Origin of the sequence: Bradyrhizobium sp. USDA 223 (genome assembly GCF_044909005.1) — a bacterium.
GTDB classification, from domain to species: domain Bacteria; phylum Pseudomonadota; class Alphaproteobacteria; order Rhizobiales; family Xanthobacteraceae; genus Bradyrhizobium; species Bradyrhizobium yuanmingense.
This window is the reverse complement of sequence record NZ_JBIYDR010000001.1, coordinates 5,085,203-5,110,181: the sequence shown is the minus strand read 5'-3', so window position 1 is coordinate 5,110,181 and position 24,979 is coordinate 5,085,203. Positions and strand designations below refer to the sequence as shown.

The following is a 24,979-nucleotide window of genomic DNA, read 5'->3' as shown; positions in this document are numbered from 1 at the left end:
TCACAAGCGGCGCGGACGTGCGTCATGCTTAGTGACAGTTGCGGCAGAATGCGTTCAATGACGGGAAGCAGTTTATTTTTCTCCGCGGTGAAGCCGATTTGCCACGCAACACAGCCCCACAAAAGATGCGCGAATTGCCTGCGGTTCCTGCGGTGTCGCGGAGTGCAGTGATTGCTGTCGCGATTTTCCTGATCGCGCATCTGGTGCTGCTGATCGGAGTCACGACGCCGGAAAAATTCGTGTTCGACGAGGTGCATTACGTCCCGGCGGCGCGCCAGATGCTGACGCCTGCAATGTCGGAGCCGATGCTTAATCCGATGCATCCGCCGCTGGCCAAGGAGTTGATCGCGGCATCGATCGCAACGTTCGGCGACAACGCGCTTGGCTGGCGTTATCCCGCGACCTTGTTCGGCGCGCTCGCGATCGTCGCGATCTATCTGTGCGGACTCGCGTTGTTCGGCGCGCAGTCGCCGGCGATCGCCGCCGCGCTGATCGCAGCCTTCAACCAGATGCTGTACGTGCAGGCGCGCATCGCAATGCTCGACATCTTTGCGCTCGGCTTCGGCCTGCTCGCCACCGCCGCCTTCATGCATGGGTTTCGACGAGAGCGGCCGCAAGTGCTGTTCGCGGTGGCGGGCAGCCTGTTCGGCCTTGCGGCCGCGTGTAAATGGAGCGGCTTGTTCCCGCTCGGCGTTTGCATCGTCGTCGTTGCGGTGATCCGCCTGATGCAGGGCTGGCACATGCTGTTCGCCGATGCGAAGCCGGACGACTGGTATCGGCCGGAGCTTTGGCCAGGCCTCAAGCTGCATCATGTCGCGCTCTGCTTCGCCGTCCTGCCGGCATTGGCCTATCTTGCCGCCTTCGTCCCGCTCTACGCATTGTCGCCGCCGGACTTGATCGAGGCGCAGCGGCGGATCTTTGCCGACAACACCACGACGGCCATCGCCGGCCACACCTATATGAGCGCATGGCCGTCCTGGCCGCTGCTCGCGCGCCCGGTCTGGTTCCTGTTCGACAAGACCGCGGAGGACCACATCGCCGCGATTGTCTTCCTCGGCAATCCGCTCGTGCTGTGGCCGGCTTTGCCTGCACTCGCCATAGTGCTGCGAGATTTCATCGTGGCGCGGCGCTGGGATGCATTCCTGATCGCCGCATTCTATTTCGGTCCCTGGCTCGCCTGGGCATTGCTGCCCCGCACGCTGGGCTTCATCTATTACTATCTGCCGGCCGCGACCGCGGCGTCCCTGGCACTGGTCTATGTGCTGCGCCGCGAGGGGCTGCCGCGCTGGCTGTTGTGGGCCTATGTCGGCGTCGCGGCAGCCGGCTTTGCGGTGATGCTGCCGATTTCCGCGGCCTTCGTCGGCACCTCGATGGGGAACTTCAACCGGCTAATGCTTTTCCAAAGCTGGATATGATTTCGCCGCCCGCCGGGCTGCGGCAGGCGGCGTGTTTTACTCCAGGAGCCGAGAATCACTTCGCCGCGGTCTTGGTGTCCATGTTCACGACCTGGACCCGGCGGTTGATGGCGTCAGCGCCGTTGGCAGCATCCTTCAGCTTGGTCTCGCCGTAGCCGACGGTGACGAGATCGTTGCCGTTGAGGCCGTAATTCTGCATCAGGTACTTCTTGATGGTATCGGCGCGCCGTTCGGAGAGCCCTTGATTGTACCCTTCACCGCCGGTCGCGTCGGTGTGGCCGGCGACCACGAAGGTCGAGCCCTTCAGCGCCGGATCGGACAGCGCCTTGCCGAGCGCCTGCACCGAGGCCATCGAGGTCTTGGCGATGTCGGCCGAGTTGTAGTCGAACTGGATCTCCAGATCGATCTTCGGCTTGGTGGCAGCGAGCTCGGCGATCTGCTCGCGCTCGCCTGTCGAGAGCGACCGCGTCGAGCGGTTGCGCACGGTGTTCAGGAAGGTCGCTTCCTTGGCCTGCACAGTCGTGTCGGTCTGGGGGCCAACGGACAGGCCGCGCGTCGCCGGCTTCGGCTTCAGCGCATCGACGATCTGGCCGGCGGAGATGTTGTTGTCGCCAGCCAGCGCAAGGCCGGCCGTCATCGACAGGACGGCTGTCAGGGTGATCGCCGTCAGTCCAAAAGACTTATTGAAATGCGTCATGGTGGTATCCTCGCTGTTACGCCTGATGGCGATTTGATGCTGCGAGCGTAGGGGAGGTTCAACGGCTCCGATGTGATCTCGGTCACATTCGAAATGGCGAGCCGAGGGCACTGTGGTCCGGTTCGATCATTTCGCAGTTTGCTTTCGAGCCGGCCGCAGCGGGTTTCTGGGAAACCCGAACGTCGCAAAGGCGTCGCCTCGCCGCCTGCCCGCGAACAAGAATTCGTCCAGATGTCCGCCTAACATACTTCAATCATTCGATAATTTGACGCGAGGGGAGCCGAGTTCCGTCCTGTGCCGAGGCCAAGTGACTATCAGCGCGACTATCAGTTCCATCGCAGTGGCCCGCCGGATCGGACAGAGACCCTGAACGCAATGCCCATCTATATCGGTGCGGCGATGATCGCGGTGGCCATCCTGCTCTCGACACTGATCGCCGGGCTGACCTCCCGCTATGTCGGACTCGAAGGGCCGACCGACGAGAACGTCTGGCTGGTCGATCGCCTCACCGGCAGTGTCTATCGCTGTCAGGCGGAAGGACGTGGCAAGGCCATGTGCGAGCCGGAGGTTGCCACCGGCAGCGTCGGGGAGCGCCCAAAAGCCGCACGCTGAAAAGCGGGTATCACTGCAGCGCAGCAACGAAATTGTCTTTTCCCTGCAAACTCGTGGCGGAAGAATGGCAGTCGCGTTGTCCGGCATCAGGCCGGCTGCCTATTCGAGGAGAGAACTTGATGAAGACCCTGTTGCTCGCGACGGCATTCGTGGCACTCGCTCTGACCCCCGCATCGGCTGCCAAGATGGCGTGCACCAGTGCGAACATGGCAAAGCTCGTTGCCGGACTGGGCGGCGAAGACACGCCCAGCAAGATGGCAGCGCGGAAGTCGATGGCTGCGGCCAATTCCGACATGAGCAAAGGCAACATGCGCGGCGCCTGCAAGCACTACGCGAGTGCCGAGAAGGCGATGGCGAAAAAGTAAGACATTCCCGCCGAATTGACACGTTCTGGCCGCGCTGGCAGCAGATGGCAGCGCGGCTTTTTCGCGTCTCTGCTTCTTTGCCTCGCGGCGAATCCCGCTACATTGCACGCTGCAATGCCCCGCACGCCCAAACCGCTTCCGCTCTCGACGACACAGGCCCGGCAGATCTGGCTGCATGCCCAGCGGCTGACCGACCGCGCTCCGTTCGGCGAAGGCGCAGAGGCCGTCTCGGCCGCTGTCGCCCATCTCGGCTATGTGCAGATCGACACCATCAACGTCATCGAGCGTTGCCATCACCACATCCTGTTCAGCCGGATCCCGTCCTATCGCCGCGCCGATCTGCGCCACGCCCAGAGTGTCGACAAGACCGTGTTCGAGTACTGGACGCACGCGCTCTCCTACGTGCCGGCGAACGACTTCCGTTTCTTCCTGCCGGCGATGCGCGAGCACCGCCGCGAGGGACACAAATGGTTCGCCGCGGTGAAGCCGGCCGACACGCGCAAGGTGATGCGGCTGCTGCGCGGCGGGCCGCTGACGATCCGTGACATCGACGACGACGTGCTCGTCGAGAAGGAGCATCTGTGGCAGAGCCGCAAGCCCTCGAAGCGGGCGCTGCAGCTCGCCTTCTATACCGGGGCGGTCACCATCAGCGCGCGCCAGGGCATGCTTAAGACCTACGAGTTGACGACGCGTCATTTCGGCTGGGATAGGCTGCCGAAGCCGGCGCCGGCAAGCGAGATCACGGCCTATCTGCTCGACCGCGCGTTGCGCTCGCAGGGCGTGGTCAGCCTCGATTCGGTCTGCCATCTCGATGCGCCCAGCAAGAAGCCGGTCGCGCGCCTGATCGCCTCGCGCGTCCGCCGCGGCGAGCTCGTGCCCGTCGCGATCGAGGGCGCCGGTAAGCAGGAGCACTGGGCCTCGCCTGCAGCGCTTGAGCCGCATGAGGTGTCGCCCGATCTCGTCCACATCCTCTCGCCGTTCGATCCCCTGATCATCCAGCGCAAGCGCACCAACCTCATCTTCGGCTACAACCACCTGTTCGAAGCCTATGTGCCGAAAGCCAAGCGCAAGCTCGGCTATTTCGCGCTGCCCGTGCTGGTCGGGGACGAGATCGTCGCCGCGCTCGATCTCAAGACCGACCGGCAGAACAAGAAGCTGTTGATGCAGAAATGGACCTGGGTCGGGCAGGGCAGGAAGACGGCGGGCCGCAAGGAGCTGAAGCGCGTGATCGAGGAGGAGCTCGACCGTTTCGAACGGTTTCAACTGGCGGAGTGAGTCTCCGACGGCAGTCTCGTAGGGTGGGCAAAGCGAAGCGTGCCCACGTCTTGCCAATTCGACGACGAGGGGGCACGGCGCTACGGCGTCTTTGCCCACCCTGCGGGACCGCGCATGGCAACCCGATCGATACACATGCCAAACGCAATCCCAAAAGCAGCGCGGATCAGTGAGGTCCGTAGAGGCGCAACAGGCGTGCCCGGCTGCGTCTCGTGCATTGCTTGCTCCATTGACTCTTTGCTCGCGATGCTGAAAACGGCCGCAGACCCGAAAAAAGCAACAACCCCGGGGGAAGCCATGAGCCAGACCACCACCTATGCCGGTTCCACCGGTGCCACCAAGTCGGACATCGAAACCTCGACAATCCGCGCCATCTCCTGGCGGCTGATTCCGTTCCTGGTGCTGGCCTACTTCTTCTCCTATCTCGATCGCGTCAATCTCGGCTTCGCCGCGCTGACCATGAACGCCGATCTGAAATTCACGCCGCTGATCTACTCCTGGGGCGCCGGCATCTTCTTCATCGGCTATTTCATCTTCGAGGTGCCGAGCAACCTCGCGCTGGAGAAATTCGGCGCGAGCCGCTGGATTGCCCGCATCATGGTGACCTGGGGCATCATCTCGGCGCTGATGGCGGTGGTCAGCGGCGTCACCAGCTTCTACGTCCTGCGCTTCCTGCTCGGCGTCGCCGAGGCCGGCTTCTTCCCCGGCATCATCCTTTATCTCACCTATTGGTATCCGGCCGAATATCGCGCCCGCTTCCTTGCTGCCTTCGCCATCGCGGTGCCGGTCTCGACCGTGATCGGCGCGCCGATCTCGGGCCTGTTGCTCGGGCTCGACGGCATGATGGGGCTGAAAGGCTGGCAGTGGCTGTTCATCCTCGAGGGCATCCCATCGGTGCTGCTTGGCATCGTCACCTGGTTCTATCTCACCGACAAGCCGGAGAAGGCGGACTGGCTCTCGGCCGAGCAGAAGGCCTGGCTGAAGGCGAAGCTCGATTCGGAGATCGCGGCCAAGCAGGCGGTGAAGCATTTCTCACTCGGCGAGGCGCTGTCTTCACCGAAGGTGATCGCGCTCAGCCTGGTCTATTTCGGCTTCGTCGGCGCGCTCTACGGCATGCAGTTCTGGCTGCCGCAGATCGTCAAGGCGTTCGGCCTCACCAACGCCCAGACCGGATTCGTCACGGCGATCCCGTATCTGTTCGGCACCATCGCCATGATCCTGTGGGCGAGGCATTCGGATGCGAGCCGCGAGCGCGTCATGCATGTCGGCGCGCCGCTGCTGCTCACCGCAGTCGCGCTCGGCATCTCCTCCTATCTCACCGATCCCACGCTGACGATGGTGGCGCTGACGGTGGCCGCGATCGGCGTGTTCTGCTGCTTCGGCGTGTTCTGGACGCTGCCGACTGCCTGGCTCTCCGGCACGGCCGCCGCCGGCGCCATCGCGCTGATCAACTCGATCGGCAACCTCGCCGGCTTCGGCGGGCCCTATCTGATCGGCTGGGTCAAGGAAGCGACGGGGCAGACCTCGACGGGCCTCTTGGTGCTCGCCGTGCTGCCGTTGATCGCGGGCATCCTGGTGTTCGTCGGCGGACACGACAGCAAGCACGAATTCGCCGACCGGGGGCGGTGAGGGCGCAGCTCGTTACTCTCGGTAGGGTGGGCAAAGGCGCACTTGCGCCGTGCCCACCACCTTCCACCAAGAGCAAATGGGGGGCACGCTCCGCTTTGCCTACCCTGCGATAGTACCTCCGCAGTGGTCCCCAAATCCTTACCACCCGTTCACGATCACGCATTCCTGATGACTGACGATTATTGACTTTTATCAGTGAACAGTCGACATTCCTCTCAATCGAGATGCAGGAGTGTCCTTCGATGTTCGTCCGGTCGATTTTGTCGAGCTATTCCAAGCTTTTCGCAGGAGCCGCGCTCGCCCTGATGGCCGTTTCGCTGGCAGGGTGCAACGATACCGTCGCCGAGAAGGCCGAGCCGCCGCGGCCAGTTCTGGTGGCAACCGCCCACTACGCTGCCGAGACCCCGGAGCGCAGCTTCGTCGGCACCATCCGTCCCAGGATCGAGAGCGATCTCGGCTTCCGTGTCGCCGGCAAGGTTGCCAAACGCCTCGTCGAAGTCGGCCAGACAGTCGAAATCGGCCAGCCGCTCGCCACCCTCGACGAGGTCGACCTGAAGCTCCAGGCCGAGCAGGCCGTTGCCGAGCAGACCGCCGCAACCGGCGTGCTGGCCCAGGCCGCCGCCGCCGAGCAGCGTGCCAAGGACCTCAAGGCCAAGGGCTGGACCACGGACGCCCAGCTCGACCAGAGCCGCGCCGCCGCCGATGAAGCCCGTGCGCGCTTGAACCGGGCCGAGCGCTCGGTCGAGTTGACCAAGAATTCCCTTTCCTACGCGACGCTCAACGCCGACGCCCGCGGCGTCGTCACCGCAACGCTGATCGAGCCCGGCCAGGTGGTTGCCGCGGGCCAGGCTTCGATCCGTGTTGCCCGCTTTGCCGAGAAGGAAGCGGTCGTCGCGATCCCTGAGACGCTGGTCGGACGCGCCAAGTCGGGCGTCGCCAGCGTCACTCTCTGGTCCGAGCCGAACAAGAAATACACGGCCAAGCTGCGCGAGATCGCGCCGGCAGCCGATCCCGCCACGCGGACCTATCTGGCAAAGTTCTCGCTGCCCGAGGCCGACGACAAGGTCGCGCTCGGCATGACGGCGACGCTGACGCTGTCGGATGCCGCGACCGAGCGCGTCGCGCGGTTGCCGCTGTCGGCGCTCTTCAACGAAGGCGGCAAGCCCTCCTTCTACGTCGTCGACGACAACGGTGGCGTCACGCTCAAGCCGGTCACGGTGAAATCCTACGAGAGCAAGGACGTCGTCATCACCGGCGGCGTCGAAGAGGGCGCCAAGATCGTCGCGCTCGGCGTGCAGAAGCTCGATCCCGGCCAGCGGGTGCGGATCGTGTCGTCACTGAGTTTCTAGTCCTGTCATTTTCCGGGTTCGCCCTGCGGTCGCCCCGGATCGGCGAGACAAAAGAAGTGAGTTACGTCGTGTGAGGTGAGTTTCGGCCTTTGTCCCTAAGCAAAGGCTGAAGCGGCGAAGCGATCCAGAACCTGCCCAGCCCCCTGGATTGCTTCGCTGCCTCGCGACGACGGTTTGAACAGAGCGGCTGTCGTTGTTTGCAACTGGATCGTCTTTCGGAGAGTGCGATGAAGCGCTTCAACCTTTCGGCCTGGGCCGTCAGCCATCCGACGCTGGTGCTCTTCCTGATGATCATCCTCGGCGTCGCCGGCTTCTTCTCCTACGAGAAGCTCGGCCGTGCCGAGGATCCGTTCTTCACGGTGAAGGTGGTCAACGTCTCCGTAATCTGGCCCGGCGCGACCGCGCAGGAAATGCAGACCCAGGTTGCCGATCCCATCGAGAAGAAGATCCAGGAGCTGCCCTATTTCGAGAAGGTGCAGACCTATTCCAAGCCCGCCTTCACCGCGCTCCAGGTCACCTTCCGCGACAACACGCCGCCGAAGGACGTGCCCTACCTCTTCTATCTCCTGCGCAAGAAGCTGGTCGACGTGCAGGGCCAGCTGCCGTCCGGCATTCTCGGGCCCGTCGTCAACGACGAGTTCTCCGACGTCGATTCCATCCTCTACATGATGACCGGCGACGGCGCCGATTATGCCCAGCTCAAGAAGGTCTCCGAAGGTTTTCGCCAGCGCCTGCTCAAGGTGCCCGGCGTGACCAAGGTCGACGTCTACGGCAACCAGGATGAGCGCATTTTCGTCGAGTTCAGCCACGCCAAGCTCGCCACGCTGGGCATCACGCCGCAGGCGCTGTTCGATTCGCTCGCCAAGCAGAACAACGTGACGCCGGCCGGCACGGTCGAGACCTCCTCGCAGCGCGTCCCGCTGCGCGTCACCGGCGCGCTCGACGGTGCCAAGGCCGTCGCCGAAACGCCGGTCGAGAGCAACGGCCGCGTGTTCCGTCTCGGCGATATCGCCACCGTCACCCACGGCTATGTCGATCCGCCGAGCTTCGTTGTGCGCCAGGAAGGCAAGCCTGCCATCGGCATCGGCGTCGTCACCGCCAAGGGCGCCAACATCCTCGAGCTCGGCAAGGAGGTCGAGAAGGCGACGGCCGACTTCATGAAGGCGGTGCCGCAGGGCGTCGACGTCAAGCTGATTGCCGATCAGCCCAAGGTGGTCGAGCACGCGGTCGGCGAGTTCGTGCACTCCTTCATGGAAGCGCTCGTCATCGTGCTGTTCGTCTCGTTCCTGGCGCTCGGCTGGCGCACCGGCATCGTGGTCGCATTGTCGGTGCCCCTCGTGCTCGGCATCGTCTTCATCGTCATGAACACGATGTCGCTCGACCTGCACCGCATCACGCTCGGCGCGCTGATCATCGCGCTCGGCCTGCTCGTCGACGACGCCATCATCGCGGTCGAGATGATGGTGGTGAAGATGGAGCAGGGCTGGGACCGCATGCGTGCGGCGTCCTTTGCCTGGGAATCTACTGCGTTTCCGATGCTCACGGGAACGCTGGTCACGGCCGCTGGCTTCCTCCCCATCGGCTTTGCCAATTCCGCGGTCGGCGAATATGCCGGCAGCATCTTCTGGATCGTGGCGATCGCGCTGGTCGCCTCCTGGTTCGTGGCGGTGATCTTCACGCCCTATATCGGCGTCAAGCTGCTGCCCGAGATGAAGGCGCACCACAATCACGATCCGCACGCGGTCTATGAGACCCGCATGTATCGGGGCCTGCGCGCCATCGTGAAATGGTGCGTCAACCACCGCATCACCGTGGTGGTCGCGACCGTCGGCGTCTTCGTCGCCTCGATCGTCGGTTTCGGCCAGGTCCAGCAGCAGTTCTTCCCGCTGTCGGAGCGGCCCGAGCTGTTCTTCCAGCTTCGCCTGCCGGAAGGCACCGCCTTCAACGTCACCGAGAAGGCGGTGAAGAAGGCCGAGACGCTGCTCAAGGACGACAAGGACATCGAGACCTATACCGCCTATGTCGGCCAGGGCTCGCCGCGCTTCTGGCTCGGCCTCAACCCGCAGCTTCCGAACGAGGCCTTTGCCGAGATCGTCATCGTCGCCAAGGGCGTCGAGGCGCGCGAGCGCATCAAGGCCAAGATCGAGACCGCGGCTGCCGAGGGCTTCCTGACCGAGGCACGCGTGCGCGTCGACCGCTTCAATTTCGGTCCGCCGGTGGGCTTTCCCGTCCAGTTCCGCGTGATCGGCCCCGACGCCAACAAGGTCCGCGAGATCGCCTACCAGGTCCGCGAAGTCATGCGGGAGAACAAGAGCGTCAAGGACGTCCAGCTCGACTGGAACGAGCAGTCGCCCTACCTCAAGCTCGTCGTCGACCAGGATCGTGCCCGCGCCATGGGCCTGACCCCGCAGGACGTCTCGCAGGCGCTGGCGATGCTGATCTCGGGCTCGCAGGTCACCACCGTGCGCGACGGTATCGAGAAGGTCGGCGTAGTCGCCCGCGCGATCCCGTCCGAGCGCCTCGACCTCGGCGGCGTCGGCGATCTCACCATCACCTCGCGCAATGGCGTCGCCGTGCCGCTGCAGCAGATCGCCAAGATCGAATACGCGCACGAGGAGCCGATCATGTGGCGGCGCAACCGCGACATGGCCATCACTGTGCGTTCCGACGTGGTCGACGGCGTGCAGGCCCCTGATGTCACTAACCAGATCACGCCGAAGCTGAAGCCGATCATGGATCACCTCGAGCCGGCCTACCGGATCGAGCCGGGCGGCGCGTTCGAGGAATCCGCCAAGGGCAACGCCTCGATCTTCATCCTCTTCCCGGTGATGGTCATGGTGATGCTGACGCTGCTGATGATCCAGCTGCAGAGCTTCTCACGGCTGATCCTGGTGTTCCTGACCGCGCCGCTCGGCATCGTCGGTGCCTCGCTCGGCCTTAACGTCGCCAATGCCCCGTTCGGCTTCGTGGCGCTGCTCGGCCTGATCGCGCTCGCCGGCATGATCATGCGCAACACGGTCATCCTGGTCGACCAAATCGAGACCGACGTCAGCCACGGCCTGACCCGGCGCGAGGCGATCGTCGAGGCGACCGTCCGCCGTGCCCGGCCGGTGGTGCTGACGGCGCTCGCCGCCATTCTCGCCATGATCCCGCTGACGCGCTCGGCTTTCTGGGGCCCGATGGCGATCACCATCATGGGCGGCCTGTTCGTCGCGACCTTCCTGACGCTGCTGTACCTGCCGGGCCTCTACGCCCTGTGGTTCCGCAAGAGCCTGGACGAGGCCGGAACGCCCGAGCAGCCGGCCGCGCCGCAGCATGGGAGCGATGACCCGCACGCAATTCCGCTTGCCGAAGCGGCTGAATAGATGAGAAGACTGCTGACCAGCGAGTCCTGACTGATGGCCCTTGTTTCGGAACATATCGAAGTCGACACCCGGGATCGCATCCTCGAGGTGGCCGAGCGGCTGTTCCGCCAGATCGGCTACCAGAAGACGACCGTCGGCGACATCGCCAAGGAGCTCAGGATGAGCCCCGCCAACGTGTATCGCTTCTTCGAATCGAAGAAGGCGATCCATCAGGCGGTGGCCCGCTCGCTGATGGGCGAGGTCGAGCTGGAGGCGCAGCGGATCGTGGCAAGGCCCGGTCCGGTGCTGCCGCGCTTCCGCGAGCTGCTCATCACCATCAATCGCATGAATACCGAGCGCTATGTCGGCGACAACAAGCTGCATGAGATGGTCGAGATCGCGATGCAGGAGGACTGGGAGGTCTGCGTCACCCATATGGAGTGCATTGCCGGAATGATCGGCCAGATGATCGCGCAAGGCGTCGCCTCCGGCGAGTTCGAGGCGCCCGACCTGCAATTGGCCGCGCTCTGCTCATGCACGGCAATGATGCGCTTCTTCCACCCTCAGATGATCGCCCAGTGCGCCACCAAGCCGGGCCCGACCATTGACCAGATGATCGATTTCGTCATCGCGGGTCTGTCGCCGCGCCACTGACGCGGCAGCGGGTTTCCTCCTATAAGCAGACTGATCGCCCGGGCATGACCGCCGGAGGCGGACCGGGACGGACCCACAAACTCCGTCATTGCGAGCGCAGCGAAGCAATCCAGACTGTCTTCGCGGAGGGATTCTGGATTGCTTCGCTGCGCTCGCAATGACGAAAAGGAAGCAGCGCGTGACCGACAAAGACCTGTACTTCTACGAGCCCTCCAAGGGCCATGGCCTCAAGCACGACCCCTTCAACGCCATCATCGCGCCGCGGCCGATCGGCTGGATCTCCTCGCGCGACGCCAGGGGCCACGTCAACCTTGCGCCCTACAGCTTCTTCAACGCGTTCTGCTACGTGCCGCCGATCATCGGCTTCTCCTCGACCAACTGGAAGGACACGGTCGAGAACATGCAGCAGACCGGCGAGTTCGTCTGGAATCTGACGACGATGGATCTCGCCAAGCACATGAACGCGACCGCGGCGCATGTCGCCCCCGAGGTCGACGAGTTCGAGGTCGCGGGCCTCACCGCCGTGGCCCGGCAAGCTCGTCAATGTCCCGCGCGTCGGCCAGAGCCCCGTCGCGTTCGAGTGCAAGGTGTCCGACATCGTCCGCCTCAAGGGCGCCAATGGCAAGGAGGCCGACGCCTGGCTGACGCTCGGCGAAGTCGTCGCCGTCCACATCGACAAGGCCTTGATCAAGGACGGCGTCTACCAGACCGCCGCCGCCCGCCCCATCGTCCGCGCCGGCCGGCGCGGCGATTATTTCGAGATCAAGCCGGAAAACATGTTCGAGATGGTGCGGCCGGATTAGGCCCTCTCCCTCAACACGGTCATTCCGGGGCGCGCCGTTAGGCGCGAGCCCGGAATCCATACTCCCGATGGTGGTTATGGATTCCGGGCTCGACGCTTGCGCGTCGCCCCGGAATGACGTCGACAAATAGTTAACCCATTTCCCCTCCCGGAACTGGACCCACGCCCCCGCCGTTATCGCTCGGGCGGCCGCCCGGCCGCGTCAATGTTGCAGGCGAGATGCTCGCCTCCGCCAGCCGATTTCCGCTAAAATGCCTGACAACCGCGCCGATGCATGAGGTCCGCCATGAGCTTCCGCCGCGACACCATCACAAAGCCGATCTTCTCATTGGCGCGCGGCGTGCTGCCGGCGATGTCCGACACCGAGCGCGAGGCGCTGGAGGCGGGGGACGTCTGGTGGGATGCCGATCTCTTCACCGGCAACCCCGACTGGTCGAAGCTGCTGAAGGTCCCGCAGGCGACGCTGACGGACGAGGAGCGGGCCTTTCTCAATGGCCCCGTCGACGAGCTCTGCGCCATGCTCGACGAGTGGAAGATTTTCTGGGAAACGCGCGACCTGCCGCAGGACGTCTGGCACTTCGTCAAGCGCGAAAAGTTCTTCGGCATGATCATTCCGAAGGAGTTTGGCGGCCTCGGCTTCTCGCCCTACGCGCATTCGGAGGTGGTTCGCAAGATCTCGACCCGCTCGATCGCGGCCGCGGTCACCGTGATGGTGCCGAACTCGCTCGGCCCGGGCGAGCTCCTGATGCGCTTCGGCACCACAGAGCAGCAGCAGCGCTGGCTGCCGCGCCTTGCCGACGGCCGCGAGATTCCCTGCTTCGGCCTCACCAGCCCGGAAGCCGGCTCCGACGCTGCCTCGATGGTCGACACCGGCATCATCTGCAAGGGCGAATTCGAGGGTCGCGAGGTCGTCGGCCTTCGCCTCAACTGGCACAAGCGCTACATCACGCTCGGTCCCGTCGCGACGCTGCTCGGTCTTGCCTTCAAGGCCTATGATCCCGATCATCTCGTGGGGAGCCGGGAAGAGCTCGGCATCACCGTGGCGCTGATCCCGACGAACCTGCCCGGCGTCGAGATCGGGCAGCGTCATCTGCCCTCGATGCAGGTCTTTCAGAACGGCCCGAATTGGGGCCGCGACGTCTTCATCCCCCTCGACTACGTCATCGGCGGCAAGGAGCGCCTCGGGCAGGGCTGGAAGATGCTGATGACCGCGCTCGCAGCCGGCCGCGGCATCTCGCTGCCGTCACTGTCGGCCGCCGGGGCCGCCTATGCGGCGCGCACCACCGGCGCCTATGCGCGCATCCGCGAGCAGTTCGGCATCTCGATCTCCAAGTTCGAAGGCGTCGAGGAGCCGCTCGCCCGCATCGTCGCGACCGCCTACCAGCTCGACGCCGCGCGCCGGCTCACCTGCGCGGCACTGAACGCCGGCATCCATCCCGCCGTCATCTCCGGCATCATGAAGCTGCACGCGACCGAGCGGATGCGCACCGCGGTCGACGACGCCATGGACATCCATGGCGGCAAGGCCGTGATCGACGGTCCGCAAAACTATCTCGGCAATCTCCACCGCGCCGTGCCGGTCGGCATCACGGTGGAAGGCGCCAATATCCTGACCCGCAATCTCATCGTGTTCGGGCAAGGCGCGATCCGCGCCCATCCTTACCTGCTCGACGAGATGAACGCGCTCGCAGATAGCGATCGCGAGCGCGGCCTCGGCGCGTTCGACAAGGCGTTCTGGAAGCATGTCGGCCACAGCTTCAGGACACTCTTCCGCGCCATGGGTCGCAGCTGGACCTTTGGCGCATTCGCCCCAGTGCCCGATGCGGGCGATGCCACGCCCTTCTATCGCCAGCTCTCGCGCTACTCGGCGGCCTTCGCGCTCTGTGCCGACATGGCGCTGCTGACGCTCGGCGGCGCGCTCAAGCGCAAGGAAATGCTGTCGGCCCGCTTCGGCGACATCCTGTCCGAGCTCTATCTGCTCTCGGCCGCGCTGAAGCGCTGGCAGGACGAGGGGCGGCAGAAGGAGGACTTTGCCGCGCTGGAATGGTGCATGGCGACCGGGTTCAAAACCATCGAGAACCGGCTCGCCGAAATCCTCGCCAACCTGCCGAACCGCTTCGTTGCCAGCTTCCTTAGGCTCGTGGTCCAGCCGTTCGGCGCCCGCGTGCTCGGCCCGTCCGACCGAATCGTGCACCAATGCGCTGCCATCGTGCTGGAGCCATCGGCGGCACGCGAGCGCCTCACGCCGGATCTGGCCCATGTCGACGACGACGGCGGCTTTGCGCGGCTGGAGCGCGCGTTCAAGCTGGTCGCGGCGACGGATGCGATCGCCAGGCGCATGCGCGCTGCGCAGATCCGCGACTGGAAGGAGGCGGTGACCAAGGGCGTGATCACGCAAGCCGAGGGCGAGCAACTCGCCGCTGCCCGCGAAGCCGTCACAAAAGTGATAGAGGTCGACGATTTTGCGCCAGAGGCGCTGTCGCCGATTTACAAGAAAACCGTCAATGTGCATCAGTTCTTCCAGGAACTCGGTGAGCAGAGGGCGGCGAGCTGATGGCACGACCGGTATTCATCGTCGACGGCAGCCGGACGCCGTTCCTGAAGGCGCGTTCGGGGCCGGGGCCGTTCACGCCGGTCGATCTCGCCGTGCAATGCGGCCGGCCGCTCTTGGCGCGCCAGCCGTTCTCGCCCGACAGCTTCGACCAGGTCATCCTCGGCTGCGTTAACGTGATCGCGGACGAGATGAACCCGGCCCGCGTCGCCGCGCTCCGGCTCGGCATGGGCGAGGACATGGTCGCCTTCACCGTGCAGATCAATTGCGGCTCGGGCATGCAGTCGATCGACACCGCCTACCGCTATATCCGCGAAGGCCATGCCGACATGATCCTCGCCGGCGGCACCGAGGCCTTGAGCCACGCGCCGCTGGTCTGGCCGAATTCCGGCGTGCGCTGGTTCGCCGGCCTTGCCACCGCCAAGGGCGTGGCCGCGAAGCTCGCCTCGGCGTTCAAGCTGAGGCCGCGCGATCTCAAGCCGATCATCGGCCTCGAGCGCGGCCTGACCGATCCCGTCACCGAGCTGAACATGGGCCAGACGGCGGAGGTCGTCGGCCATCTCTTCGGCATCACGCGCGCGCAGTCGGATGCCTATGCGGCCGAGAGCCATCGCCGGCTCGCGCATGCGCAAAGCGCGGGTTATCTGAAGGGCGAGGTCGAAACGGCGTTTTCCCGCGACGGCAAGTTCTTCGACCACGACGATGGCGTGCGTCCGGACTCCACCGCCGAGACGCTCGCAAAGCTCCGGCCGGTGTTCGAGCGGCCGTGGGGCCAGGTCACCGCCGGCAATTCCTCGCAGATCACAGACGGTGCCTCCTGGGTGATCCTCGCCTCTGACGCTGCCGTTGCAAAGCACAAGCTGACGCCGAAAGCTGCGATCGTCGACAGCCATTGGGCCGCGCTCGACCCCAGCATCATGGGGCTCGGTCCGGTGATGTCGGTGACGCCGCTGCTGAAGCGCAACGATCTCACCCTCAAGGACGTCGAGACCTGGGAGCTGAACGAGGCCTTCGCAACGCAAGTGCTCGGCTGTCTCGCCGCCTGGAACGACGACAAGTTCTGTCGCGAAATCTTGCGGCTCGACGGCGCCGCCGGCGAGATCGAGCGCGAGAAGCTGAACGTCGACGGCGGCGCGATCTCGCTCGGCCATCCCGTCGGCACCTCCGGCAACCGCATCGTGCTGCATCTCGTCAACGCGATGAAGCGGCTCGGCACGCGGCGCGGAATTGCCACCGAATGCATCGGCGGCGGGCTCGGCGGCGCCATGCTGATCGAGGCGGTATGACCATGGATTCCAAGATCATGACCGTGCTCGCCGACCGCGTGCTGGAGCTCGGGCCGCGCCCCGCGCCGGAGGGGCCCTACAAGCATTTCAAGCTGACGCGAGATGAAGACGGCATCGCCTGGCTGCTGTTCGACCGCGCTGATGCCAGCGCCAACACCCTGTCCTCCGACGTGATGGAGGAGTTCGATGCGGTGCTCGCAGCGATCGAGACCGAGCGTCCCGCCGGTCTCGTCATCCGCTCGGCAAAGCCGTCGGGCTTCATTGCCGGCGCCGACGTCAATGAATTCCGCGGTGCCAGCGATGCAGGCATGGTGGAGACGCGCATCCGCGCCGCGCACGCCGTGGTCGACCATCTGGAAGCATTGAAGCTGCCGACGGTCGCTGTCATTCACGGCTTCTGCCTCGGCGGCGGGCTCGAGGTGGCGCTGGCCTGCCAGGCGCGCATCGCCATCGAGGGCGCACGCTTCGGCTTCCCGGAGGTGATGCTCGGCCTGCATCCCGGCCTTGGTGGCACGGCGCGGTTCACGGCGCTGGTCAACCCGACCCAGTCGATGGCCCTGATGCTGACCGGCCGCACCATTGACGCCCGCCGCGCCAAGGCGATCGGCCTCGTCGACACCGTGACGCAGGAGCGGCATGTCCAGGGCGCGGTGAAGGATGCGCTGTTCGGCCGCCTGAAGCGGGCCAAGCCCGGTCTGCTGACGCGCGCCGCCAGTCTCGGGCCGGTGCGCAGCCTGCTGGCCAAGCGCATGCGCGCGGAGGCCGCGAAGGCCGCATCGCGCGAGCATTATCCAGCGCCTTACGCGCTGATCGATCTCTGGGAGTCCCATGGCGGCAGCAAGTCCGCGATGCTGAAGGCCGAGCAGGCCGCGTTCGCCAAGCTGATGGTGACGCCGACCGCGCAGAATCTGATCCGGGTCTTCTTCCTGCGCGAGCAGATGAAGAAGGCGGCAGGCGCCGGCAGCACGGTGAAGCATGTCCACGTCATCGGCGCCGGCGCGATGGGCGGCGACATCGCGGCCTGGTGTGCGGGGCAGGGCCTTCGCGTCTCGCTCGCCGACATGAAGCCGGAGCCGATCGCAGGCGCGGTCAAGCGCGCGGCCGACCTCTATCGTAAGATCATCCGCAAGCCCACCGAAGTGCGCGATGCGCTCGATCGGCTGATCCCGGACATGGACGGCGAGGGCGTTCGCAACGCCGACCTCATCATCGAGGCGGTGCCGGAAAAGCTGGAGCTGAAACAGAAGGTCTATGCCGTGCTCGAGCCGCGGATGAAGCCCGGAGCCATCCTTGCGACGAACACGTCCAGCATTCCGCTGCAGGACCTGCGCACCACGCTGGCGCGGCCGGAGCGGCTGGTCGGCCTGCATTTCTTCAACCCGGTGTCGCGGCTGCAATTGGTCGAGGTCGTCAGCCATGACGGCAACGATGCACACGTGCTGAAAGAGGCGCTCGCCTTCGTCGGAGCGATCGACCGTCTGCCTTTGCCTGTAAAGAGCTCGCCGGGCTTCCTCGTCAACCGCGCGCTGACGCCCTACATGCTGGAAGCGATGATGATGCTGGACGAGAAGATCGACCAGCGCCTGATCGATGAAGCGGCCGTGCAGTTCGGCATGCCGATGGGTCCGATCGAGCTGGCCGATCAGGTCGGGCTCGACATCTGCCTCGACGTCGGCGACATGCTGCGCACCAAGTTCGGCGATCTCCTGCCGCCGACGCCGGCCTGGCTGCGGGAGAAGGTCGCCAAGGGCGAACTCGGCCGCAAGACCGGCAAGGGCTTTTACACCTGGAAGGACGGCAAGGCGGAGAAAGCACCGTTGCCGGAGACCGGACCGCGCGTCACCGACCAGATGATCGACCGCCTGGTGCTGCCGATGTCCAATGTCTGCGTTGCGGCGCTTCGCGAGGGTATCGTCGACGACGCCGAAGCGGTCGATGGCGCCATGATCTTCGGCACGGGGTATGCCCCGTTCCGGGGCGGTCCGCTGAACTATGCGCGCACGCGCGGCGTGGAAAACATCGTATCCACCCTGCGCGCGCTGGCGGAACGATTCGGCGCGCGTTTCGCGCCCGATCCGGGCTGGGACAATTTCAAGTGAGAGTCATATGAGCGAACAAGAGACCGGACCGAGCGGGGATCTCTGCATCCGCACGCTGGCGATGCCGGCCGACACCAACGCCAATGGTGACATCTTCGGCGGCTGGCTGCTCAGCCAGATGGACGTCGGCGGCGGCGTGTTCGCCTCGAAGGTCGCGCGGTCGCGCACCGTGACGGTCGCGATTGAGGCGATGAATTTTCGCAAAGCGGTCTATGTCGGCGATCTCGTCTCGGTCTATGCCAATCTCGTGCGCGTCGGGCGCACCTCGCTAACCGTGCATCTCGAGGCCTGGGCATTGCGGCGCAAGGAGTTGCATCCGTTCCTCGTCACCGACGGTCATTTCACCTACGTCTCGATCGACGACCACGGCCGTCCACAGGCTATCCAGCGAAACGATCCGCCGATCGCGACGTAATCCGCGCGCGACGCTCTGCCCCACCTGCGAGGTCTTGCAGCGCCGCAAAACACGGCACGAGCTAGTCACCTCGTCGCGGCTTCGCCAAGAACCAGTCATAAAACGGATGAGGTCCCGGCGTACTCAATTGCGTGTCGATTCGGGGTGGAAACGGCCTCAATGCCCTAGGGAACCTTTGGGCACGAGCACCGTTATTTGCCCGCACTGAGGAAGCCACGGACTATGCCGGACAGCTACATCATCGAAGTCGATTCGCAGACCGCAGGTATCGTCGTTCGTTCTTCTGGAGGCTACTGCTTCTTCGCCTCATCGCACCGCTTCAACCGTCTCGAAGGCCAGTTATTCCGCAACGCCCGCGAAGCCGAGCGCGCCGCGCGCAGGCTGGTGAATGGCGACGTGAAGGAGGCGGCGTAACTGTCATTCCGGCCCGCGAGGCGTGGTCGGAATTTTTTGCCGAGCGCACCGCTGCCGTTCCTTCTCCCCTTTGTGGGGGAAGGTGGCCTAGGCCGCCTCCGGCGGCCGTGCGTTAATAGAACGCCGAAGCAAAGCTTCGGCAACGGCGCCGGTTGAGGGGTTGGCTCCGCGAATTCAATAGAGAGTTAGATCCGCGGATAGATACCCCTCACCCGGCTTCGCTTGCGAAGCCACCCTCTCCCGCAAGGAGAGAGGGAAAGACGTGATCACAACTTCGTCGCCGCCCGCGACAACAGCTTCCACTCGTCGCCTTGCTTCTGCCAGTTCATCAGGATGTGAAGGTTGGTCGATACTTTTTTCCCATCGGCCGCCATCTCCTGCTCGCCCAGCCAGTGGAAACGCACGATCGCTGCGGGGCCGACGACCTTGATGGTGGGATCCTTGTATTCGATGGACAGAAATTTCGACTTGCCGTCGGTCGCGTTGGCGATGAACGTCGCCTTGTCCTCGACCTTGCCGCTCGAATGGCTGTAGCTCAGTTCCTCCGCGCAGAGCGCGCCGAGCGCCTTGGGATCGGCCGCGATCTGGGCGAGGCGGAAGGCCTCGACCCTCTTCGCCACCGCTTCCTCGTCTGCCGAAGCGGCGAGCGCGGGCGTCGCGAACGCAAGCGCGGACACGGCGAGCGTCGAGAGAGCCAGATCGCGTCGGTTGATCGTCATGGTTTCCTCCTTTTTGATCTTGCAATCAGTGTTGCAGTCGCACGCGACTTTGTCGAGTGTCACCTGCCTCATGTGGATGCGTCATTGCGCGATCGAGGCCGTATTGATACGCCTTCCGCATCGATGCGTCGCGCATTTGGGAAAGTACGGAAATGATCGAGACCAAACACGATGGAATGGGCCGGGCGCTGTTGTTCGACATCGACGGCACGCTCGCCGACACCGATCCGTTGCACTTGAAGGCTTTCAACCAGGTGCTCGGCCCCCACGGACACGTCTTCGATCACGCACGTTTCTCCCTCGAGCTGCAGGGCTTTGCCAATGTCGCGATCGGCGAGCGCTTTCTGCCCCACGAGGCGCCGGAGCGGCGCGCCCTGATTCTCGAAGAGAAGGAGGAGGTCTTCCGCACGCTGGTGGCCGGGCAGATCGCACCGCTGCCGGGGCTGATGGCGCTGCTCGACCGCGCCGATGGCGCCGGCATCCCCGTGGTCGCGGTGACCAACGCGCCGCGACTCAACGCCGAGCTGCTGCTCTCCGGCCTCGGCATCACGCATCGTTTCAAGGCGCTGGTGATCGGCGCCGAGCTGCCGCACGGCAAGCCGCATCCGCTCCCCTATCAGGAAGGGCTGCGTTTCGTCGGCGCGAGCCCGCAAGCCTCGATCGCATTCGAGGACTCCCGCACCGGCGTGCAGTCCGCAACGGCCGCCGGCATCCCGACTGTCGGCATCCGCACCAGCCTCAGCCATTCTGACCTAGTTGGAGCAGGCGCAGTCACGTCCGCGAGCTCGTTCGACGACCCGACGCTGCTCGCGCGTCTCGCGAGTGCCATGGCATGGTAAGACCTCGGTCGGTTAACCGTGATCGGCGTCCGCATTGACCGAGGGCGCAAACCGCCGCACCATGCATTATTCTGATGTGAGGCCTTTGCCGTGACCGGATTGACCCATCGCCAAGCCGAAATCCTCAACATCGCGCGCGCCTCCGGCCGTGTCATGGTCGAGGAGCTCGCGCGCCGCTTCGAGGTGTCCGCGCAGACCATCCGCAAGGATCTCAACGATCTCTGTGAGCGGAGATCGCTGACCCGCATCCATGGCGGAGCCATCATCGCCTCGGGCGTGGAAAACCTCGCCTATGAGGCGCGCCGTTTCGTCGCCGCCGACGAGAAGAAGGCGATTGGCGCTGCCGCCGCCTCGCTGATCCCGAACGGCTGCTCGCTCTTCATCAACATCGGCACCACGACGGAGGAGGTGGCGAGCGCGCTGACCTCGCATGAGGATCTGCTCGTCATCACCAACAACCTCAATGTCGCGATGCTGCTCTACCGCCATCCGCGCATCGAGGTGGTGGTCGCCGGCGGCACGGTGCGGCGCGCCGATGGCGCCGTGGTCGGCTCGACCGCGACGCAGCTGATCGGACAGTTCAAGGTCGACTATGCCATCATCGGCGCCTCGGCGATCGACGAGGAGGGGGCGCTGCTCGACTTCGACTATCGCGAGGTGCAGGTGGCGCAGGCCATCATCGCCAATGCCCGCAGCGTCATGCTGGTCGCCGATTCCACCAAGCTGCGCCGCAGCGCGCCGGTGCGCATCGCGCACATCACCCAGATCCAGACCTTCGTCACCGACCAGGAGCTGCCCGAGCGCCTCGCCACCATCTGTCACAGCAAGGGCATCGAGGTGGTCGAGGCGATGCCGAAGGGCGCGGAGGTCGACGATGCGTCGGCCGAGGTGCAGGATGCCGCACCGGAAGCCGCACCAGTGGTGCGGCTGAGATAGCGGCTAAGCGTCGTCCCACGGGTTGAGCAGCGGAACGCCCGTCGGTTTGAAATCCTCTACATTGCGCGTAACAACCGTCAAACCATGAACTAGCGCCGTTGCAGCAATGAGCGCGTCGCGTTCAGCGCGCGGATTGGGAACGTGAAGTTGCGCGCAACGCTGCGCCACGATGGTATCGATCGCCAGGATCCGACCCTCGAAGCGAGCCAGAATCTGGCTGTTGATCCAGCTGCGCAAGATGGCACCTTGCGCTGTGTCCTTGCGTTCGATCAGGCGTGCGCCAAGTTCGATCTCGAGAATCGAGATGACTGAGATGAAGAAGTTTGCTGCTGGAATTGCGCCTGCCCAGGCAACGACGTGCCGATCAGCCTTGTCCGGTCGCCTCAGCTCGGAAACGACATTGGTATCCAGCAGAAACATCAGTCGAGATCGGCGGGCTTAGAGATGCCGCCCTCAATGCGAGGCGGATCGAAGTCGAAGGCCGCATCCGCCTGCGCCAGAGCTTCCGCAAGGCTCATGTGCCCGCCGGTCAGGCGCAAGTAATCCTCGATGGTCAGCAGGACATGGGCTGGACGGCCGCGATCCGTAATGAAAACGGGTCCTCGCGATGCCGCTTTCTTGGCGCCGCTGGTGTCTTGATTGAATTCTCGGCTGCTGAGGGTGGTGACCATCTTCTGAGCCTCCAAGCCGTGGAATGTCGATTGGGGGAATTTATGTAGAAATGTTGCTACATGCAAGCTGGTTCGCCGATGCTGGCTGCCGTTCGATTGTGCGGCTTGCCGCAAGTCTGTCCGTCCACCTGCCGATCTCGCCGCCTCCTTGCCCACCAAAAAGTTCCTCTTTCGCTTCCTTTCGCCTCTCTTTCATCTTGCTTTCGTTTTTCGGTGTGATCTAATCAAAAGCGAAAGTAGCCGCTCGACGGAACGGGCGGTCGCCGGGGGATGCGTCAGTTGGAGCGTATTTTCGATCTCGCCATCATCGGAGGCGGTGTTAACGGCTGCGGCATCGCGCGTGACGCGGTGGGCCGCGGCAATACCGTTTTCCTGTGCGAAATGAACGATTTGGCGAGCGGGACATCGTCCTGGTCAACCAAGCTCGTGCATGGCGGCCTGCGCTATCTCGAATATTACGAGTTTCGGCTGGTCCGCGAGGCGCTGATCGAGCGCGAGATCCTCTGGGGCATCGCGCCCCACATCATCCGGCCCCTGCGCTTCGTTCTGCCGCATCACGCCGGCCTGCGCCCAGCCTGGCTGCTGCGCCTAGGCCTCTTCCTCTATGATCACATCGGCGGCCGCCACCTGTTGCCGGCGACCCGCTCGGTCGATCTCAAGCGCGATGAGGTCGGCAAGCCGCTGATCCCGAACCGCTACAGCCGCGCCTTCGAATATTCGGACTGCTTCGTCGACGACGCCCGCCTCGTCGTGCTCAATGCGCGCGATGCAGCCGACAAGGGCGCCGAGATCCGCACCCGCACCCGCGCCACCGAGATTCGCCAGTCGGACGGCGTCTGGACCCTCAGCATGGTCGATACGCTGACCGGCGCGCGCTCGCAGATCCAGGCCAAGGCGCTGATCAATGCCGGCGGGCCCTGGGTCGAGGACGTGCTCGGCCGCGGCGCCGGCGTGAATGCGAAAGCCAAGGTGCGCCTGGTGCAGGGCTCGCACATCGTCGTGAAGAAGCTCTACGACCACGACCGCGCCTACATGTTCCAGAATGCCGATGGCCGCATCATCTTCGTGATCCCGTACCAGGATGACTTCACGCTGATCGGCACCACCGACCGCGACTATGACGGCGATCCTGCCAAGGTGAAGGCGACGACTGAAGAGATCGAGTATCTCTGCAAGGCGGCCAGCGAATATCTGGCCAAGCCCGTCGCGCCCGCCGACGTGGTCTGGACCTATTCCGGCGTGCGTCCGCTCTATGACGACGGCGCCAGCGAGGCCAAGGCCGCGACGCGCGACTACGTGTTCGAGCTCGACACGCCCGGCGGCGTGCCGCTGCTGTCGATCTATGGCGGCAAGATCACGACCTATCGCAGGCTCGCCGAAGAGGCCCTGGAGCGCCTTGCGCCTTACTTGCGCAGTGCGAAAGCGCGCGAGGGCTGGACCGGCAAATGGCCGCTGCCGGGCGGTGACATGAACGTATCCGACATCGACGGCCTGATCGCCGAGCTGCAACGCGGCTATCCCTTCCTCAGCCATGAGCATGCGCGGCGCCTGGCGCGCGCCTATGGCACCCGTGCGATCAAGCTGCTCGGCGATGCAAAATCGGCTGCGGATCTCGGCCAGGCCTTTGGCGCCACGCTGACCGAACGCGAGGTCCGCTATCTCATGGCCAATGAATGGGCCGTCACCGCCGAGGACGTGGTCTGGCGCCGTTCCAAGCTCGGCCTGCGACTATCTGCCGACGAGATCGCGACCCTCGACGACTGGATCAGGAGCCATGCCGTGGCGCAAAGTCCCCTGCTGGAAGCGGGAGGACGCTCATGACCGTGACACTCGATCACGTGACCCGGACCGTGGAAGGCGTGCCGCACATCCGTGACGTCTCGCTGACGCTCGAAAGCGGTACGCTCAACGTGCTGCTCGGGCCGACGCTGTCAGGCAAGACCTCGATCATGCGGTTGCTCGCCGGCCTCGACAAGCCGACCACGGGCAAGGTGTTCGTCAACGGCAAGGACGTCACCGGCGCCGACGTGCGCCAGCGCTCGGTCGCGATGGTGTACCAGCAGTTCATCAACTACCCCTCGCTCACGGTGTACGAGAACATCGCTTCGCCCCTGCGCGTGCAGGGCAAGCCGCGCGACGAGATCGAGGCGCGCGTCGCCGAGGCCGCAAAGCTGCTGCGGCTCGAGCCATTCCTGAAGCGCACGCCGCTCCAGCTCTCCGGCGGCCAGCAGCAGCGCACCGCGATCGCACGCGCGCTGGTCAAGGGCGCCGACCTCGTGCTGCTCGACGAGCCGCTCGCCAATCTCGACTACAAGCTGCGCGAGGAGCTGCGGGCGGAGCTGCCGCGCATCTTCGAGGCCTCCGGCGCGATCTTCGTCTATGCCACAACCGAGCCGACCGAGGCGCTGCTGCTCGGCGGCAACACGGTGTGCATGTGGGAGGGCCAGGCGCTGCAGATGGGTGAGACCACCAATGTCTATCGCCGGCCGCAGACCTTGCGCGTTGCGCAGGTGTTTTCGGATCCGCCGCTGAATCTTGTGGGCCTCGAGAAGGGGAACGGCATGGTCCAATATGCGGGCGGGAGTGCAGCGCCCGCCTCCGGGCTTTATGCCGGTCTGCCCGACGGCTTCTATCGCGTCGGCTTTCGTGCCCATCAGCTCGGGCTTGCCAATGGCGAGGCCGACCGTCACGCCTTCCACGCCACTGTCACGGTGACCGAGATCACGGGTTCGGAGAGCTTCGTGCATCTGACCCGCGACGGATCGAATTGGGTGGCGGTGCTGCACGGCGTGCACGAGTTCGAGCCGGGCCAGATGCTCGATGCCGTGCTCGATCCCAATGATGTCTTCGTCTTCGATGCCGCCGACCGTCTGGTCGCGGCACCGGGCTCTTAGGAGGGAGATGCGC

General features: G+C 64.7%; 21 protein-coding genes and 1 pseudogene. 18 read left to right on the top strand and 4 right to left on the bottom strand.

Going from position 1 to position 24,979, the window contains the following annotated elements; translation table 11 throughout:
- Nucleotides 1-125: 125 nt before the first annotated feature.
- Nucleotides 126-1,415: a phospholipid carrier-dependent glycosyltransferase gene (locus ABIA40_RS23760; protein ID WP_404546333.1), complete on the top strand. Its 1,290-nt coding sequence runs from the start codon at nt 126-128 to the stop codon at nt 1,413-1,415.
- A gap of 55 nt (nt 1,416-1,470) precedes the next feature.
- Here ABIA40_RS23760 and ABIA40_RS23755 read toward each other — a convergent pair whose 3' ends face one another.
- On the bottom strand, nt 1,471-2,112 hold the full coding sequence (locus tag ABIA40_RS23755; RefSeq protein WP_128262984.1) for an OmpA family protein: 642 nt from the start codon (nt 2,110-2,112) through the stop codon (nt 1,471-1,473).
- 375 nt (nt 2,113-2,487) lie between these two features.
- Between ABIA40_RS23755 and ABIA40_RS23750 the strand changes: the two genes are divergently transcribed.
- From ABIA40_RS23750 to ABIA40_RS23690, 13 genes and pseudogenes are all read left to right on the top strand, one after another.
- Nucleotides 2,488-2,724, top strand: a complete 237-nt coding sequence (locus ABIA40_RS23750) for a hypothetical protein (RefSeq protein WP_157286430.1) — start codon at nt 2,488-2,490, stop codon at nt 2,722-2,724.
- A 119-nt stretch (nt 2,725-2,843) separates the two neighbouring features.
- Nucleotides 2,844-3,089, top strand: coding sequence for a hypothetical protein (locus ABIA40_RS23745; protein WP_271538416.1), 246 nt, complete (start codon nt 2,844-2,846; stop codon nt 3,087-3,089).
- Nucleotides 3,090-3,203: 114 nt separating this feature from the next.
- Nucleotides 3,204-4,364 (top strand): winged helix-turn-helix domain-containing protein, encoded by a 1,161-nt coding sequence (locus ABIA40_RS23740; RefSeq protein WP_271538414.1) that lies wholly within the window; start codon nt 3,204-3,206, stop codon nt 4,362-4,364.
- A 297-nt stretch (nt 4,365-4,661) separates the two neighbouring features.
- Nucleotides 4,662-5,993: an MFS transporter gene (locus ABIA40_RS23735; protein ID WP_128262987.1), complete on the top strand. Its 1,332-nt coding sequence runs from the start codon at nt 4,662-4,664 to the stop codon at nt 5,991-5,993.
- A gap of 242 nt (nt 5,994-6,235) precedes the next feature.
- On the top strand, nt 6,236-7,342 hold the full coding sequence (locus ABIA40_RS23730) for an efflux RND transporter periplasmic adaptor subunit (protein WP_157286428.1): 1,107 nt from the start codon (nt 6,236-6,238) through the stop codon (nt 7,340-7,342).
- A gap of 227 nt (nt 7,343-7,569) precedes the next feature.
- Nucleotides 7,570-10,707 carry an efflux RND transporter permease subunit gene (locus ABIA40_RS23725; protein WP_404543447.1) on the top strand — a complete coding sequence of 1,046 codons (3,138 nt, stop codon included), beginning with the start codon at nt 7,570-7,572 and terminating at the stop codon, nt 10,705-10,707.
- A gap of 33 nt (nt 10,708-10,740) precedes the next feature.
- A complete protein-coding gene (locus tag ABIA40_RS23720) occupies nt 10,741-11,340 on the top strand; it encodes a TetR/AcrR family transcriptional regulator (protein ID WP_157286426.1) in 600 nt (199 codons plus the stop codon).
- 178 nt (nt 11,341-11,518) lie between these two features.
- Nucleotides 11,519-12,143 (top strand): annotated as a pseudogene (locus ABIA40_RS23715) (flavin reductase family protein).
- Nucleotides 12,144-12,428: 285 nt separating this feature from the next.
- On the top strand, nt 12,429-14,696 hold the full coding sequence (locus tag ABIA40_RS23710) for an acyl-CoA dehydrogenase (RefSeq protein WP_404543445.1): 2,268 nt from the start codon (nt 12,429-12,431) through the stop codon (nt 14,694-14,696).
- Complete coding sequence (locus ABIA40_RS23705; RefSeq protein WP_404543443.1) at nt 14,696-15,979, top strand: acetyl-CoA C-acetyltransferase; 1,284 nt, start codon at nt 14,696-14,698, stop codon at nt 15,977-15,979. Before ABIA40_RS23710 ends, ABIA40_RS23705 begins: the two co-directional genes overlap by 1 nt.
- 2 nt (nt 15,980-15,981) lie before the next feature.
- Complete coding sequence (locus ABIA40_RS23700; RefSeq protein WP_404546331.1) at nt 15,982-18,078, top strand: 3-hydroxyacyl-CoA dehydrogenase NAD-binding domain-containing protein; 2,097 nt, start codon at nt 15,982-15,984, stop codon at nt 18,076-18,078.
- Between the two features lie 7 nt (nt 18,079-18,085).
- Complete coding sequence (locus ABIA40_RS23695; protein ID WP_157286421.1) at nt 18,086-18,493, top strand: acyl-CoA thioesterase; 408 nt, start codon at nt 18,086-18,088, stop codon at nt 18,491-18,493.
- A 222-nt stretch (nt 18,494-18,715) separates the two neighbouring features.
- Nucleotides 18,716-18,907, top strand: coding sequence for a hypothetical protein (locus tag ABIA40_RS23690; protein ID WP_036013862.1), 192 nt, complete (start codon nt 18,716-18,718; stop codon nt 18,905-18,907).
- 266 nt (nt 18,908-19,173) lie between these two features.
- On the opposite strand, the gene ABIA40_RS23685 is transcribed toward ABIA40_RS23690, so the two are convergent.
- Nucleotides 19,174-19,626 carry a nuclear transport factor 2 family protein gene (locus tag ABIA40_RS23685; RefSeq protein WP_157286420.1) on the bottom strand — a complete coding sequence of 151 codons (453 nt, stop codon included), beginning with the start codon at nt 19,624-19,626 and terminating at the stop codon, nt 19,174-19,176.
- Between the two features lie 152 nt (nt 19,627-19,778).
- Between ABIA40_RS23685 and ABIA40_RS23680 the strand changes: the two genes are divergently transcribed.
- Complete coding sequence (locus ABIA40_RS23680; RefSeq protein WP_404543441.1) at nt 19,779-20,465, top strand: HAD family hydrolase; 687 nt, start codon at nt 19,779-19,781, stop codon at nt 20,463-20,465.
- 90 nt (nt 20,466-20,555) lie between these two features.
- Nucleotides 20,556-21,401: a DeoR/GlpR family DNA-binding transcription regulator gene (locus ABIA40_RS23675; protein ID WP_036013860.1), complete on the top strand. Its 846-nt coding sequence runs from the start codon at nt 20,556-20,558 to the stop codon at nt 21,399-21,401.
- 3 nt (nt 21,402-21,404) lie between these two features.
- On the opposite strand, the gene ABIA40_RS23670 is transcribed toward ABIA40_RS23675, so the two are convergent.
- Both ABIA40_RS23670 and ABIA40_RS23665 read right to left on the bottom strand, forming a co-directional pair.
- A complete protein-coding gene (locus tag ABIA40_RS23670; RefSeq protein ID WP_404543440.1) occupies nt 21,405-21,821 on the bottom strand; it encodes a type II toxin-antitoxin system VapC family toxin in 417 nt (138 codons plus the stop codon).
- Complete coding sequence (locus tag ABIA40_RS23665) at nt 21,821-22,072, bottom strand: type II toxin-antitoxin system prevent-host-death family antitoxin (protein WP_404543438.1); 252 nt, start codon at nt 22,070-22,072, stop codon at nt 21,821-21,823. The genes ABIA40_RS23670 and ABIA40_RS23665 overlap by 1 nt, the downstream gene beginning before the upstream one ends.
- A gap of 270 nt (nt 22,073-22,342) precedes the next feature.
- Between ABIA40_RS23665 and glpD the strand changes: the two genes are divergently transcribed.
- Together glpD and ABIA40_RS23655 are read left to right on the top strand one after the other, a co-directional pair.
- Nucleotides 22,343-23,893 carry a glycerol-3-phosphate dehydrogenase gene (gene glpD / locus ABIA40_RS23660; protein WP_404543436.1) on the top strand — a complete coding sequence of 517 codons (1,551 nt, stop codon included), beginning with the start codon at nt 22,343-22,345 and terminating at the stop codon, nt 23,891-23,893.
- A complete protein-coding gene (locus ABIA40_RS23655) occupies nt 23,890-24,966 on the top strand; it encodes an ABC transporter ATP-binding protein (protein WP_057026248.1) in 1,077 nt (358 codons plus the stop codon). The genes glpD and ABIA40_RS23655 overlap by 4 nt, the downstream gene beginning before the upstream one ends.
- Nucleotides 24,967-24,979: the final 13 nt, after the last annotated feature.